This window comes from Ruegeria sp. BI7 (assembly GCF_056537925.1).
Window position 1 is genome coordinate 75,235 of the sequence record NZ_JBQFSK010000003.1, and the last position, 14,559, is coordinate 89,793.

Annotated in this window: 18 protein-coding genes; 8 read left to right on the forward strand and 10 right to left on the reverse strand. The window is 59.3% G+C overall.

All coding sequences use genetic code 11. The features are described 5' to 3' along the window. Positions 1-71: 71 nt before the first annotated feature. Positions 72-629, reverse strand: coding sequence for a 16S rRNA (guanine(966)-N(2))-methyltransferase RsmD (gene rsmD / locus ACR0JB_RS09830; protein WP_480789882.1), 558 nt, complete (start codon positions 627-629; stop codon positions 72-74). Further along, entirely contained in the window at positions 626-1,837 is a 1,212-nt protein-coding gene (locus ACR0JB_RS09835; RefSeq protein ID WP_480789883.1) for an NAD(P)/FAD-dependent oxidoreductase, read from the reverse strand. Before ACR0JB_RS09835 ends, rsmD begins: the two co-directional genes overlap by 4 nt. Before the next feature lie 100 nt (positions 1,838-1,937). On the opposite strand from ACR0JB_RS09835, the gene ACR0JB_RS09840 reads away from it, so the two are divergent. From ACR0JB_RS09840 to ACR0JB_RS09855, 4 genes are all read left to right on the forward strand, one after another. After that, positions 1,938-2,423 (forward strand): redoxin family protein, encoded by a 486-nt coding sequence (locus ACR0JB_RS09840; protein WP_480789884.1) that lies wholly within the window; start codon positions 1,938-1,940, stop codon positions 2,421-2,423. A 104-nt stretch (positions 2,424-2,527) separates the two neighbouring features. Further along, positions 2,528-2,773: a glycine zipper 2TM domain-containing protein gene (locus tag ACR0JB_RS09845; RefSeq protein ID WP_058282649.1), complete on the forward strand. Its 246-nt coding sequence runs from the start codon at positions 2,528-2,530 to the stop codon at positions 2,771-2,773. An 11-nt stretch (positions 2,774-2,784) separates the two neighbouring features. Further along, positions 2,785-3,132, forward strand: a complete 348-nt coding sequence (locus ACR0JB_RS09850; RefSeq protein ID WP_254442411.1) for an EF-hand domain-containing protein — start codon at positions 2,785-2,787, stop codon at positions 3,130-3,132. A gap of 46 nt (positions 3,133-3,178) precedes the next feature. Continuing rightward, the gene (locus ACR0JB_RS09855) at positions 3,179-3,484 is read left to right on the forward strand and encodes a hypothetical protein (protein WP_170577898.1); all 306 of its coding nucleotides are present in this window, start codon (positions 3,179-3,181) and stop codon (positions 3,482-3,484) included. On the opposite strand, the gene ACR0JB_RS09860 is transcribed toward ACR0JB_RS09855, so the two are convergent. Genes ACR0JB_RS09860 through ACR0JB_RS09875 form a run of 4 tightly spaced genes read right to left on the reverse strand, consistent with a single transcriptional unit; the run spans position 3,481 to position 6,223 of the window. Then, entirely contained in the window at positions 3,481-3,774 is a 294-nt protein-coding gene (locus ACR0JB_RS09860; RefSeq protein ID WP_170396597.1) for a 4a-hydroxytetrahydrobiopterin dehydratase, read from the reverse strand. The two genes, ACR0JB_RS09855 and ACR0JB_RS09860, sit on opposite strands and share 4 nt — an antisense overlap. Then, positions 3,771-4,958, reverse strand: a complete 1,188-nt coding sequence (locus ACR0JB_RS09865) for a GNAT family N-acetyltransferase (protein ID WP_480789885.1) — start codon at positions 4,956-4,958, stop codon at positions 3,771-3,773. The genes ACR0JB_RS09860 and ACR0JB_RS09865 overlap by 4 nt, the downstream gene beginning before the upstream one ends. 45 nt (positions 4,959-5,003) lie before the next feature. Next, on the reverse strand, positions 5,004-5,771 hold the full coding sequence (locus ACR0JB_RS09870) for a glycerophosphodiester phosphodiesterase family protein (protein WP_170506251.1): 768 nt from the start codon (positions 5,769-5,771) through the stop codon (positions 5,004-5,006). Beyond that, entirely contained in the window at positions 5,768-6,223 is a 456-nt protein-coding gene (locus tag ACR0JB_RS09875; protein WP_170396603.1) for a RidA family protein, read from the reverse strand. The genes ACR0JB_RS09870 and ACR0JB_RS09875 overlap by 4 nt, the downstream gene beginning before the upstream one ends. 328 nt (positions 6,224-6,551) lie before the next feature. On the opposite strand from ACR0JB_RS09875, the gene ACR0JB_RS09880 reads away from it, so the two are divergent. Next, a complete protein-coding gene (locus tag ACR0JB_RS09880; protein ID WP_170349851.1) occupies positions 6,552-7,331 on the forward strand; it encodes an MlaA family lipoprotein in 780 nt (259 codons plus the stop codon). After that, positions 7,321-7,929, forward strand: a complete 609-nt coding sequence (locus ACR0JB_RS09885; RefSeq protein WP_170396605.1) for an MlaC/ttg2D family ABC transporter substrate-binding protein — start codon at positions 7,321-7,323, stop codon at positions 7,927-7,929. The genes ACR0JB_RS09880 and ACR0JB_RS09885 overlap by 11 nt, the downstream gene beginning before the upstream one ends. 54 nt (positions 7,930-7,983) lie before the next feature. On the opposite strand, the gene ACR0JB_RS09890 is transcribed toward ACR0JB_RS09885, so the two are convergent. Genes ACR0JB_RS09890 through ACR0JB_RS09905 form a run of 4 tightly spaced genes read right to left on the reverse strand, consistent with a single transcriptional unit; the run spans position 7,984 to position 12,154 of the window. Then, entirely contained in the window at positions 7,984-9,081 is a 1,098-nt protein-coding gene (locus ACR0JB_RS09890; protein WP_170349754.1) for an ABC transporter ATP-binding protein, read from the reverse strand. A gap of 3 nt (positions 9,082-9,084) precedes the next feature. Beyond that, positions 9,085-9,984, reverse strand: a complete 900-nt coding sequence (locus ACR0JB_RS09895; protein ID WP_170349753.1) for a carbohydrate ABC transporter permease — start codon at positions 9,982-9,984, stop codon at positions 9,085-9,087. Next, positions 9,977-10,849 carry a carbohydrate ABC transporter permease gene (locus ACR0JB_RS09900; RefSeq protein WP_039543053.1) on the reverse strand — a complete coding sequence of 291 codons (873 nt, stop codon included), beginning with the start codon at positions 10,847-10,849 and terminating at the stop codon, positions 9,977-9,979. The genes ACR0JB_RS09895 and ACR0JB_RS09900 overlap by 8 nt, the downstream gene beginning before the upstream one ends. Before the next feature lie 60 nt (positions 10,850-10,909). Continuing rightward, complete coding sequence (locus ACR0JB_RS09905) at positions 10,910-12,154, reverse strand: ABC transporter substrate-binding protein (RefSeq protein WP_170396607.1); 1,245 nt, start codon at positions 12,152-12,154, stop codon at positions 10,910-10,912. 219 nt (positions 12,155-12,373) lie between these two features. On the opposite strand from ACR0JB_RS09905, the gene ACR0JB_RS09910 reads away from it, so the two are divergent. Together ACR0JB_RS09910 and ACR0JB_RS09915 are read left to right on the forward strand one after the other, a co-directional pair. Next, positions 12,374-13,111 carry a response regulator transcription factor gene (locus tag ACR0JB_RS09910; protein WP_170396609.1) on the forward strand — a complete coding sequence of 246 codons (738 nt, stop codon included), beginning with the start codon at positions 12,374-12,376 and terminating at the stop codon, positions 13,109-13,111. Further along, a complete protein-coding gene (locus ACR0JB_RS09915) occupies positions 13,108-14,559 on the forward strand; it encodes a sensor histidine kinase (RefSeq protein ID WP_170396611.1) in 1,452 nt (483 codons plus the stop codon). The genes ACR0JB_RS09910 and ACR0JB_RS09915 overlap by 4 nt, the downstream gene beginning before the upstream one ends.

A 14,559-nucleotide genomic window follows, 5' to 3' on the forward strand; every position in this document is an offset into this window, starting at 1 on the left:
TTTGCACTGTGCCTAGCCAACCGTGCGCGCAGGTGCAAACCGGGTGTCAGCAGAACCTTGCCCGCAGGGTTTCAGCCTGAAACATTTCGCCACATCAACGAGATATGCGTGTCACCGTATTTCCGGCTGTCCTGCAGGTCGAACCCCTGCGGCGCTGCCATGGGGCTGTTTTCCTCCCACACGATCAGCGCGTCGTCGGCAATCCAGCCATGGGACAGGGCAGCGATGGCCTTTTGCCCCATGGATTTTCCATAAGGCGGATCCAGAAAGATCAGATCATAGGGCGCACCCGGATTTTCGCCCAGCCGCGTGGCGTCCCGGCGGATCAAGGTGGTGCGATCGGCGCTGCGGGTCAGGTCGATATTCTTGCGGATCAGCCCCTGCGCCACCCGCCCGTCATCCACAAAGGTCACCTGTGCAGCGCCACGCGACAGCGCCTCAAGCCCCAGCGCGCCGGTTCCGGCAAACAGGTCCAGAACGCGCAGCCCATCAAAGTCGATCTGATGACCCAACACGTTGAACAGGCTTTCGCGCACCCGGTCGGTGGTGGGGCGCAAATGAGCGCCCGCATCCCCTTTGCCGATCGACGCCAAGGCCCGGCCCCGGAACTCTCCGGCGATGATCCTCACGCCTTGAGCAGCGGTTTCAGATCCGCGTCAGGGTCGGCGACCACGGCCGGATCAGCGGTTTTGCCCGCCTCAATCAGGCGCTTGCCAACCATATACGCGCGAGGATCATTCATCGCGTCAACGGCGATCAGCTGATCGCCGTTGTAGTACCAGAAGGACACGGTCTGACCGTCACCCTGACGGGTCACCACGCGGTCATAGCCGGTGTTCAGGCCCGCGATCTGCAGTTTGACGTCATACTGATCCGACCAGAACCACGGCGTCGCCACATAGTCCTTGGCCGCGCCCAGCATGTTCTGGGCCACGATCTCGGCCTGATCAATCGCGTTCGGCACGCTTTCCAGACGAATACGGGCATCGCCATGTGGGAAGGACGCGCAGTCGCCTGCCGCCCAGATAGCCGGATCAGAGGTTCGACCATGCGCATCGGTCTTGATGCCGTTCTCCAACTCAAGCCCTGCAATCTCGGCCAGTTGGGTTGATGGGACGATGCCCACACCAACGACAACAAAATCGACCTTGATCTCGGTGCCGTCGGTCAGAACCGCACCAACCACCTTGCCGTTGTCGCCCACCAGACGATCCAGCCCGACACCTTCGCGGATATCGGCGCCATATTCACTGTGCAATGCGCGGAAGTAATCGCTGGTCTCGGGCGCGGCGACCCGTTGCAGGATGCGGTCGGCCATCTCGACCAAAGTCACCTTGACCCCGCGCTTGGCGCAGACAGCCGCGGCCTCAAGCCCGATATAGCCGCCGCCCACGATCAGGGCGCGCGCGCCATCTTTCACGCGGGGCTCCATCTCGTCGATATGGGCCAGATCGCGTACTACGTGGACACCTTCAAGATCACCGCCAATCGCGGCAGGCAGGTAGCGCGGGTCCGACCCGGTGGTCAGGGCCAGTTCGTCATATGCGATGACCTCATCCCCCACGGTCACGGTTTTGGCCTGCGGATCAATCGCCGTCACGCGCTGACCCAAACGTAGGGTGATATTGTTCTCGGCGTAGAAGCTTTCGGGCCGCAGGAACAGGCGCTCCAGCTCCATTTCACCCAGCAGATAAGCCTTGGACAGCGGCGGGCGCTGATAAGGCAGATGCGGCTCGGCCCCTATCAGAGTGACGTCCCCTTCGAACCCGTCTTTGCGCAGCCTGGCAACAAGCGACGACCCCGCCTGCCCGGCACCGATGACGACAATATGGCTCATGTTCCTCCCACCGTGTCGAATTCCCGTGGTCTCATCCACGCGACCACCTATATTGCGGCTGAGCCCGACTCTGCAAATCCAAACGACAGGAGCTTAAAAAATGATTTCAACAGGTGAGACACTGCCCGACGCCACACTGACGCAACTGGGCGCAGACGGCCCCGAAGAGGTGCGGATTTCAGACAAAACCAAAGGGCGCAAAGTGGTGATCTTTGCGGTGCCCGGAGCATACACGCCGACCTGCAGTTCGGCCCATGTGCCCAGCTTCATTCGCACCAAAGACCAGTTTACCGCCAATGGCGTGGATGAGATCATCTGCGTTTCGGTCAACGACCCGTTCGTGATGAAAGCCTGGGGCGAGGCCACCGGCGCAACTGATGCAGGTCTGACCATGCTGGGCGATGCCTCGGCCGAGTTCACCAAGGCCATCGGCATGGAATTCGATGCCCCGCCCGCCGGGTTGTATTCCCGGTCAAAGCGCTATGCCATGCTGGTCGAAGACGGCAAAGTGACTGCTCTGAACCTGGAAGAAAGCCCTGGTGCTTGCGAGATTTCGGCAGGCGAGAGCCTGCTGGACGCGATCTGAATCTGCGCGCGGCCCCGGGTCACCTCGGGGCCTTGAACGCTATTTAACTTGATGCAACGTCCTGATCCGCCAATAGTTGTGGCATACAATCAGGGAGTTCATTGATGAAACTGAAGGTATTCACCCTATTACTGGGCACGGCGGGGGCACTGGCCGCCTGCGGCCCAGCGCCCACCCCTCAGCAACAGGCAGCGCGACAGCACGAAATCGCATGCCTCAGCGGATCACTGGGCGGAGCGCTGATTGGCGGCGCAATCGGCAACCAATTCGGTGGCGGGTCAGGAAAATCCATCCTGACAGCGGCGGGCGCAGCCGCCGGTGCCATTGAAGGCAACAGATACGCATGCTGAGGAGAGCCAAGATGACACGTGGAATATTGATTGCTGCGGTCCTTGTACTGGGCGGCGCGGCCACGGCTGAAACCGTCAGAGGGCTGCACGAAAAAGAACTGAGAGCCATCGACAAAAACAATGACGGCTTCCTGTCCCGCGATGAGTACAATGACTTTTCCGATTATGCCTATCAGGCAATGGATGAAGACAAGGACGGTTCGGTGGGATTGGAAGAGGCAAAGCCGCATCTGGGCTTAGAACAATTTCGGAAAGTTGATCGCAACAATGACAACTTTATCTCACGGCCGGAATACGACGCACAGATGGGCGACGATTTTGAGGCCGCCGACAAAAACCAGAACGGCATCCTGGATTGAAACAAGCGCCCCGCAACGTGCAGGGCGTTTCTGGCAAAGGTGAGCCATGTACAAATGGGGATTTCTTGCCGCTTTCGGACTGCTTGCAGCCTGCGATGCGCCGCAGGCTCCGGTCGTGACCGGACCGGACGGGCAGGAACGCATTCAGATCAACACATCCGGGTTGACCTGCTATAACACCAAGTGTCTGGACATTAACCCGGCTGCGCGCAGTGTCCGTCAGATCGGAAACCGGACAACCGGTATTCCGCGCGACATCGATGTCAGCAGTGGCACCGTAACACCCGCCGAGTTCGAGCAGATGGGCATAACCGCGTCGCTTGCAGGCGGGGTTGGCTCAGGCAACCGTTAGCACAGACTGTCCATCTTGCGCGCCAGCTTGGCGTCCAACGCCGAAATGCCGCCGACGTCATGGGTGGCCAGCGTCACCTCGACGGTGCGATAGACGTTGGACCATTCGGGGTGGTGATTCCACTTTTCGGCAAAAATCGCCACCTGCGTCATCCAGCCAAAGGCATGCACGAAATCTTCGAAGATAAAGGTCTTGGTGATCGCATCCCGGTCTTCAACCATGGTCCAGCCGTTGTTGAACAGCGGGTCCAGAAGCGGTCCGCGGGTCTCGGGCGACAATAGTTCGGTCATTGCTGTTCCTCCGGGTTCGATTTCCTGAACGGGCCGTATTCCGTCAGAATCTCAATCTCTTGTCCCACTGCGTGGGCCTCGGCGTCCAGGTATTTTTTGATCGCATCGGCAAAGCCGGGGTCGGCGACCCAATGCAAGCTATACGTGCGCATGGGAAGATAGCCCCGCGCCAACTTGTGTTCGCCTTGCGCACCGGCCTCAACACGGGCCAATCCTTCGGCAATGGCAAAGTCGATCGCCCTATAGTAGCACAATTCAAAATGCAGGCAGGGGTGATGTTCGACGCAGCCCCAATAGCGGCCATAAAGCGTTTCGCGCCCAATAAAATTTAGTGCCCCTGCAATCGGATAGCCATCCCTCTCTGCCAGAACCAACGCCATATCATCCGTCATGGTTTCCTGAGCGATATCAAAGAATTGTCGCGTCAGGTAAGGCGATCCCCACTTCCGCGCGCCGGTATCCTGATAGAACCGCCAGAACGCATCCCAATGTTCAGGGCGCAGATCATCACCGGAATAGGTGTGAATTTCTCCGCCAAATTCACAGGCCTGCGCGCGTTCCTTACGGATATTCTTGCGCTTGCGCGAGGACAGCGCGGCCAGAAACCCATCAAAATCCACATATTGGTCGTTAAGCCAGTGAAACTGCTGTGATTGACGCAGCAACAGACCCATCTGTTCGCCCGCCAGCGCTTCGTCCTCGGTGCAGAACGTGGCATGAACCGAAGACACCCGGTTATCGGCTGCAATCTGCACGGCCCCTTGCACCAGGGCCGACATGCCCGGCACCTCGTAGCCCGGTCGCACCAGAAACCGCCGCCCGGTGGCCGGAGTGAACGGTACCGCGATCTGCAGTTTGGGGTAATACCGCCCGCCTGCGTTTTCATAAGCATGGGCCCAGCTGTGGTCGAAGATGTATTCGCCTTGACTGTGCAATTTGGCGTACATCGGCGCGGCCGCGATCAGCATCCCATCCAGATATGCGGTCAGGTATTGCGGTTGCCAGCCAGTTCCCGGCCCAACCGAACCGCTGTTTTCCAGCGCCAGCAGGAATCGATGCGTGGTAAAGGGATCAAGCGGCTGACCACCGTCGGCGGCCTCGGGGCAGGCGCAGGCATCCCATTCGGTCGCAGAAATCTGCGAAAGCGATCTCAGAACCTGAACTTCGATTTGCGCCTGATCCATGTGCCCTCCGCGTCTGATCTTTATCTGTGACACCGAGGGGCAGGTTCAACCCGGATGTGGCGCCAAATACCCTTCGAAGGTCACGTTATCGGCAACCGTTCGGGCCTGAGCTTCTTGCTCGGCCGAGCGTACGGTCCAACACAGAACCGGCACGCCGCGCGCCTTCAGTTCGGCCACGCGGGGGCGGGACAGATCGGCGACCTCATGGCTGATAAAGCTGGCGCCGACCCTGTCGAAATCGGGTATGTCGCGCAGGTGATCGCAGACCTTCTGCGGCAGCAGCTCGACCTTGGGCTGGTAAGAACAGGTCACCAACCCGCGCGGCAGATGGGGGGCAAGACGCGCCAGTTCGGCCACGCTGTTGGGATTGAAAGACATCAAGGCCACTGGCCCGTCATAACCCTGCAAGGCCCGTACCGCGTCGGCCTCAAGTGATCCGACATTGGAACCCATCGCGCCGTCCTGATCCTTGAACTCGATCAGCAAGGGAACCTTGCCGTCCACCTGTGCAAGCACGTCGTCCAGCGTCGGAATACCATCATCAGCATGCAGCAGCTGTGTCGCCTGCGCCTGTGTCGCTGTCACCTGCTGAATAGGGCCGGGCTGCCCGGTCAGGCGTGTCATGTCGTAATCATGAAACACCATTGCCCGACTGTCCGAGGTCCGCTGCAAATCAATCTCGATCCCATACCCGGCCTCGACAGCCGCACGGATGGCCGCCCGGCTGTTTTCCGGGCGGTTTTCCGAAAGGTCATGCAGCGCCCGATGCGCAATCGGGGCCTGCAGGAATACAGACGGCAAAGGCGGTGTCATTGAACCTCGAAAATACCTTCGATTTCGACGGCCACGCCCAGCGGCAGTGCCGCGGCGCTGACGGCCGAGCGGGAATGACGGCCAGCCTCACCCAGGGCTTCGACAAGGAAATCCGACGCCCCGTTGATCACCTGTGGCTGCGCTGTGAAATCAGCGGTCGAGTTCACGAAACCAGTCAGCTTGATCACGCGCACCAGTTTGTTGATGTCACCGCCACAGGCTGCCTTGACCTGCGCCAGCAGATTGATGGCGCAAACCTTTGCCGCCGCGGCACCAGCTTCGATTTCCATGTCATCGCCCAGCTTGCCGGTGATCAGATCGTCATCCTTGGAAATCTGGCCCGAGACATAGACGATGTTGCCCACCCGAACGAAGGGTACATAGTTCGCCGCCGGCGCAGGCGCGTCCGGTAGGTTGACGCCCAGGCTTTCCAGTTTTGCTGCGATGCTCATGAAGTTTCCTCCCAATCTTTGAGTCGGGGCGAAGCTAACCGGGAAGACCGGGATCGGAAAGTACGAAAACGGGGATAGACGACCCAGAGCGGTCAGCGTAACTCTTCCTATGCCGAACAGTTGAACCTGTACCACTTTACGTAAGTACGTCGCACAGGTTAAACGCTTTTTGTTTCATACTGGTTGCGAAACGTATATGTGACATCGGATTGGGCCATGCTATGTGGCCACGGGCAGTATTGATTGACAGTTCGGGCGTGTGGAACCCGAACGTTTAGGAGTGGCAAAGACCGTGTTGAGCAGACCCCGCCTGAAGCACCTTATCGTCATGTCCGTGATGGCATTCCTTAGCGCCTGCGCCACGCGACCGCCGGAGGGGACCCCGTCGAATGAGGTGTTCGATCCCTATGAGAACACCAACCGGGGCATTCACAAATTCAACCTGGGCGTTGACCGGTTTCTGTTCCGTCCGGCCTCGAAAGGCTATGTCAAGATCGTACCCGATCCGATGGTGACAAGCTTTAACCATTTCGCTGAAAACCTGACGATGCCCGGGCAGGCGCTGGACTACCTGTTGCAAGGCAATGTCAAACAATCTGGCAACGCTTTGCTGCGCTTTGTGGTCAATACCACTGTGGGCGGCTTGGGCCTGTCTGACCCCGCTGCCGAGTTGAACCTGCCGCCGGTGGATACCGATTTCGGCGAGACCCTGCATGTTTGGGGCGTTGGCGAGGGCGCTTATGTCGAGCTGCCTTTCTATGGCCCGTCAACCCAACGGGATGCGATTGGTGTTGTGGTCAATCTATTCTCGAATCCGATCAATTTCACACCGGTCCGTCCGGTGGACAATATCGGCGTATATGCCGAGGTCGTCCGCCGCATGGGTGATCGGGGCCGGTTCTCGGATACGGTGGATTCAATCCTGTATGAAAGCGCCGACAGCTATGCGCAGGCACAGACAATTTACATCCAAAACCGCCGCTTTGAACTGGCACGCGACGATGAGGACGCCTATCTGGGTCTGTACGATGACCCTTATGCAGATATCGGGACTGACCCAGTCAGGGACCCCTACCTAGACCCCTACGAGGACCCCTATGCCGAATAACCATCTGAACCGACGCGGCTTTATCGCCACCGGCCTGGCCGGTTTGGCGCTATCCGCCCTGCCCGCTTTTGCCCAGACCGAAGCCAGCGCCAAGGCGTTGGTTGTCAGTGTCGTGGACGATATCAACCGCGTGATCGCCTCGGGTAAATCTGAAAAGGCGATGATCCGCGATTTTGAAAAGATCTTCGTGCAATATGCCGACGTGCCAATCATGGCGCGCTATGTGCTGGGGGCCGATGGCCGATCAGCCAGCCCGTCGCAAATCAAGCAATTCACTAGTGCATTTCAGGGCTATATTTCCAACAAATATGGCCGCCGCTTCCGCGAATTCATTGGCGGTCAGGTCACTGTTCGCAATGCCCGCAAGATTAAGGCAGGATACGAGGTGCGCACCTCGGTCAAGCTGCAGGGCTCTTCCCCGTTCGAAGTAACCTTCCTGGTGTCGGACAAATCGGGCCGCGACAAGTTCTTCAACATGTTCATCGAAGGGGTGAATATGCTGCTGACCGAGCGGACCGAGATCGGCGCAATGCTGGATGCGCGCGGCGGCGATCTGAACCGTCTGATCAAGGATATGAAACGGAACAGGGTCGGCTGATCCGGTTCACAAATTGAAAAAAGCCGCGCGATTGGGTTCGCGCGGCTTTTTTGTTTAGTTCAGCCGTTCGCCAGTTTCCTTGGCGAAATAGGACACCTTGCTCATGTCAAAGGCCAGGTTCAACATCTTGCCCGCCTGCGCGCTGGTTTCCGCGTGCAGCCGCGCAGTAACCTGTTTGCCGCCCAGTTCCGAGACTACATAAGTATCAGCCCCCGCCGGTTCGACCATGTCGACCATACAGGAGGCCTCTTGCACACCATCACCGGCACGGAACCCCGCCTCGGCAATGTCTTCGGGGCGTAGGCCCAGAATCACATCCTCGGGCAGTGACAGATCGCGGGCATCGTTCAGAACCAGTGTCTCGCCCGTTTCACGTGCAATGGCGATCTGCGTGCCCGGGCCGGTCTTTGACGCTTGCGCCGGGATCAGGTTCATCGCCGGTGAGCCCATGAAATCAGCCACAAACAGATTGGCCGGGTTGTTGTAGATTTCAGCCGGGCTGCCGATCTGCTGCACGATTCCACCTTTGAGAACCACGATCTTGGTCGCCAGCGTCATCGCCTCGATCTGGTCATGGGTCACGTAGACGATCGAGGCATCCAGCGTCTGATGCAGTTTCTTGATCTCGGTTCGCATCTCGACCCGCAGCTTCGCGTCAAGGTTCGACAGCGGCTCGTCAAACAGAAACAGTTTGGGATCGCGCACCAGTGCCCGGCCCATCGCCACCCGCTGACGCTGACCGCCTGACAATTGGCTGGGGCGGCGGTTCAGCAGCGGTTCGATCTGCAGCAACGAGGCAACCTCGTTCAGCTTGGCCTCCTGCGTCGCCTGATCGACCCCGCGTACCTTCATGCCAAAGGTGATGTTCTTGGCCACCGACATGGTCGGATACAGGGCATAAGACTGGAACACCATCGCGATGTCGCGATCCTTGGGGCTGACATGGGTCATGTCCTTGCCCCCGATGGATAGCGTACCACCGGTGATTTCCTCCAGCCCCGCAATACAGTTCAGCAGGGTGGACTTGCCGCAACCCGAGGGGCCGACCAGCACCAGGAAATCACCCGGTTCGATCGAAATGTTGATGTCCTTCAGAACCTCGGTTGCGCCGTAATTCTTGTACAGATTGTTAATATCGAGGATGGGAGCCATGGGTTATCCCTTCACTGAGCCAGCGGTCAGACCGCGGATGAAATACTTACCGGCGACGACATAAACGAGCAGCGTCGGTAACCCCGCGATGATCGCGGCGGCCATGTCGACGTTGTACTCTTTGACGCCGGTGGTGGAGTTTACGATGTTGTTGAGCGCCACGGTCACGGGCTGCGTCCCCGCCTGGCTGAACGACACGCCGAACAGGAAGTCATTCCAGATCTGCGTGAACTGCCAGATCACGGTCACCACGATGATGGGCAGCGACAGCGGTAGGAAGATCGACCAGAATATCCGCAGGAATCCGGCCCCATCGACCCGGGCCGCCTTGGTCAGCTCGGCCGGAATGGTGACATAGTAATTGCGGAAAAACAGTGTGGTGAAACCGAGGCCATAAATCACGTGGACGAAGATCAGACCCGGAATGGTCCCGGCGATCCCCATCATGCCCAGCAGACGCGCCATCGGCAGCAGCACAACCTGAAACGGGATGAAGCAACCAAACAGCATCAGCGAGAAGATGATATTAGCGCCTTTGAACCGCCATTGCGCCACGACATAGCCATTCAGCGCGCCCAGTAGGGTCGAAAGGGCCACCGCAGGCACCGCGATCAGGACCGAGTTCCAGAAGTACGGCCGCAGCCCTTCACACTGGATACCGGTGCAAGCCCCGGACCACGCGGTTTTCCAGGCGTCAAAGCTGACCTCACGCGGCAGCGAGATCAGGCTGCCTGTGCGAATTTCCTCAAGGCTTTTAAGCGACGTGGTCAACATCACGAAAAGCGGCATCAGGTAATACAGCGCAAACAGGCCCAGCAGGACATACAGCAACCAGCGCAAGGCGATCTTGCCCGTGGCGCTTTGGGTGCGGGTTTGGGTTTGGGGCATCGACAGATCAGTCATTTTTCGCCCTCAGCTCTGAGTAAAGATAGGGAACCACGATGGCAAAGACGACAAGCATCATGATCATCGCGGAGGATGCCGCCTGACCGATATCGCCGCGCGAAAACGCCATGGCATACATGTAAGTGGCAGGCAGATCGGTCGCGTAGCCCGGACCGCCGCCTGTCAGGGCGATGACCAGGTCAAAGCTCTTGATCGCAAGGTGGGCCAGCACGATGAACGCCGACAGGAAGATCGGAGCCATCGACGGGATGATGATCGCCGTATAGATGCGCCAAGTGGGAATACCATCGACCTGCGCGGCCTTGATGATTTCGCCATCCACAGACCGCAGACCTGCCAGAAACAACGCCATAACAAAGCCCGAGCTCTGCCAGATAGCAGCGATTACGATCGTATAGATCGCGTAATCGGGGTTCACCAGCCAGTCGAACTCGAAATTCGGAAAGCCCCAACCCTGCACCATGGATTCAATGCCCAACCCGGGGTTCAAAATCCACTTCCAAGCCGTGCCAGTCACGATCATCGACAGCGCCATAGGGTACAGGTAAATCGTCCGGATCGCACCTTCGACGCGGATCTTCTGATCCAGCAGGATGGCCAGCAACAGTCCCAGCACCATCGCAATCACGATGAACAGCGCGCCAAAGATATACAGGTTGTTGATTGCCGTATCCCAGCGGGGTGAGTCGAACAGGCGTTCATACTGGATGAATCCCTTGATCTCGTATTTCGGCAACAGTTTCGATCGGGTCAGTGACACCCAGGCCGTCCATCCGATAAAGCCGTAGACAAAGATCAATACGGCAATGAACGACGGTGCCAGCACCACCTTGGGAAGGTGGTTTTCCAGCCATTCGGACATTTTTTCCTCCGGGAGAAAAGAGGTTCTGCCCCGTCAGTATAGGGGCAGAACCGGTTCGGATCAGTAGCTGTTGGCCACTGCGTCCGCCAGTTGCTGAACCGCGTCAGCCGAGGACATTTCCGAGTTGAAATGAGCGGTCACAACGTCAGTGATTGCGCCGGACTGCGATCCGCGCAGCGCCATACCGTGGGCATAGGACGGCAACAGCGAACCAGCTGCCGAGGTCGACCCCATGTCTTCGGCCGACAGATTGGCGCAGATGTCAAAGTCATCCAGCGCCACGTCGGTGCGAGCAGGGATCGAGCCCTTGTTCAGGTTGAACACTTTCTGGAAGTTCGGTGCGACGATCAGCTTGGCCAGCAGATCCTGACCGGCTTTCTTGTCGTCACCGTCCACGTTGAACATGGCAAAGCTGTCGACGTTGTACAGATAGCCGTCGCCGGGGGTCGAGGCGCACAGGAAGTCTTCGCCGGGCTTCTTGCCAGCCGCCAGGAATTCACCCTTGGCCCAGTCGCCCATGATCTGGAAAGCGGCCTCGCCATTCATCACCATCGCGGTGGCCAGGTTCCAGTCACGACCCGAGAAGTTCTCGTCCACGTAACCGCGCATCATACGCATCTGGTCAAACACCTGAACCATCGTGTCCGAGGTCAGGGCTTCGGGGTCCAGATCAACCAGTGCTTTCTGATAGAACTCGGGGCCGCCGATACCCAGCACAACGGCTTCGAACACAGTGGCGTCCTGCCACGACTGACCACCATGGGCCAGAGGGATAACACCGGCATCCATCAACTTGGTCGCAGCGGCGTTGAACTCATCCCAAGTGGTCGGCATCTCGATGCCATTTGCGGCCAGAACATCAGCATTGGCCCAGATCCAGTCTACGCGATGTACGTTCACTGGTGCGGCGCACCATGTGCCCTCGCACTTCATGTGACCTGCGATAGATGCGGGCAGCACATCCGCCCAGCCTTCGGCGTCGGCCACGGATGAGATATCGGCCAGAACGCCCTCTTCGTACCATTCCTGAATTGCGGGGCCTTTCAGCTGAACTGCGGTCGGCGCGTTTCCGGCCAGCACCCGGGCACGCAACGCGGTCATGGCCGCGTCACCGCCACCACCAGCAACCGGCATATCGGTCCAGGTTCCGCCATTCGACGCGAACTCTTCCTGCAGTACGGCGACCGACTTGGCCTCACCACCCGACGTCCACCAATGCAGAACCTCGGCCTGCGGCTCGGCCAGAACCGACGACCCGGCCACAACGGCCAATGTCGAAACGGTGGCGAATGCAAAATGCTTCATTGTCTGTCTCCTCCCTAGAGAACTTAGTGACTGCTGATGCAGCGATGCCCGTTATTCTGAGACCAGTTCGCCATCTGGCAACGCTGAATCCGCGCCAAAGTCAGGCAACCACCCAAAAATTCACCGCTTTTGTTACAGCGTGTTACGTTGACATTGAATCTGTTTCCGTTCGTTACAATGGATGATGTCGGAGGAGCAGAAACTGGGAGGACAAACCGCGTGAGCATTCCGCGACTTTTGGTGGTGGATGACGACCCTGAAATGCGGTCGATGATGACCCAATTCCTGCATCAGAACGGGTTCGTCGCCCTGCCCGCCAGTTCCGAGGCTGAAATCCGCAACCATCTGACAGCGGGACGGATCGACCTGATCCTGCTGGATGTGATGCTTGGGGATGAGAACGGAGTCGAGATCTGCGCCCGCCTGCGGGCTGAACAGGATGTGCCGATCATTCTGGTTTCGGCCCTGTCAGCCGACCATCAGCGCATGGCGGGGTACGAGGTCGGGGCCGACGACTATATCGCCAAGCCTTTCAACCCGCAGCTGATGCTAGCGCGGGTTCGTGCTGTGATGCAACGCGCCCGGCGTACGCCGTCGCTGGCCTATCGCCGCCGCACACATAGCTTTCGGTTCAACGACTGGGTCTATGACGGCAAGCGGGATGAGGTGCATTCGCCCGAGGGTTATCTGGTTCCCCTGTCACAACGGGAAACTGCGCTGCTCAAGGTTTTGCTGGCCAACCCGCATATCCCCCTGACCCGGGATGAGATCGCCGCTGCGCTGGACGTCACCGGCAGCGCCGACAAACCCGAGGCGCAGGGTCGCGCCATCGACATGCTGGTTGGTCGGTTGCGTTCGAAAATCGAGGTCAACCCGAAAGACCCGCAGATGCTGCGTACCGAACGCGGGGTCGGCTATGTCTTTGCGGCCGAAGTGTCGGTGGAAGAGGACGCATGACCGTGCGCGCCCCGCGCCTGCGCAGCCTGGGCTGGATCTGGACAGGGGCCGCCTTTGCCTCGGGGCTTCTCTCCGCCGGGCTGTGGTTTTCTTCGGCCCGCGCCTGGGATGACTTTCTGACACGCGCCTATGTCGCAGGGTTTTCCGTCTATGAAGAGCTGCGGGTCAGCAAAATCCCGCCGCCGGGGATCACGATCACCCCCTTGCCCCCCGAAGCTGCGCAGTTGGCCGATGCCGGGCGGTTCGAGCAACTGCCCGGCCTGTCGGATCGCAGCTTTGTCACCAACCTGTCGATCCTGACCGACAACACCGCCCCCCTGGCCGGGCGCGAACTGACGCTGGCGGTGATGTCCGACCGGCTGGTTTATCCGGTGTCTGATCTTCTGTCCCGCGTTGACCAGACCGGGGCCGAGAAGATGGGCAATCTGACCCGCCTTCTGGCCACCTATTGCAGCGAGCCAATCCTGGTCGCCCGGTTCGGACACAGGGGCTGGCAGCAGGTGGACGGCACCGATATCTGGGGTTGCAAGGCCGCCCCTGCCGACCTGCGCCTGCCCGCCATTCTGGCCGCCATCGTGGCTTTGGCGGTCATCCTGACATCGATCGGCAATGTCTCGGACAGTTTCACCCGGTTTTCCAACGCCCTGCGCGGCCGCAAGCGCCGTGGCGGGCCGAGCAGCTATGATGCCGACGGCCCGGCGGAACTGCGCGACATCGTGTCAGCCGTGAACGACCATCTGGATGCAGAGCGCATGCAGCTTGAAAAACGCGCTACCGTTCTGTCTGGTGTCAGTCACGATCTTGGCACCCCTGCCACGCGTGTTCGCCTGCGCGCGGCCCTGATTGCCGATGACGAACTGCGCGAAAAGCTTGAGGCCGATGTGGATCAGATGACGGGCATGATCGAAAGCGTGCTGACTTACACACGCTCGGAACTCAGCGTTGAAGACCCCCGTCAGATTTCCCTGACCGCGCTGGTCGAGTCTGTAGTCGCTGATTATCAGGACATGGACCTGCCGGTGACCCTGAAGAAAATCGCCCCGGTCGCAGTCGAAGGCGCGCCATCGGTCTTCATGTCCCGACGCGGGCATGGATCCTTGCCCGAGACACGGCGGATGCTGGTGATGGGGCGGCCAATCTCTCTGAAACGGGCGTTAACAAATCTGATCGACAACGCCCTGAAATACGGCCGCCATGCCGAGGTGCAGCTGGAAACCGACGCCCGCACCGCGACCATCACGGTCGAGGACAAGGGTGCCGATCTGTCCGTCACTGATATTGAAAACCTGATGGCACCGTTCCGGCGCGGGTCGAACACCGGATCCTCAGACGGGTTCGGTCTGGGCCTGACTATCGTGGCCACAATTGCCGAACAGCATGGGGGCACCCTCAGCTTCGAGGCCGGGGATCAGGGCTTGCGTGCGCGGTTGCAAATCACCCGGCAGTGA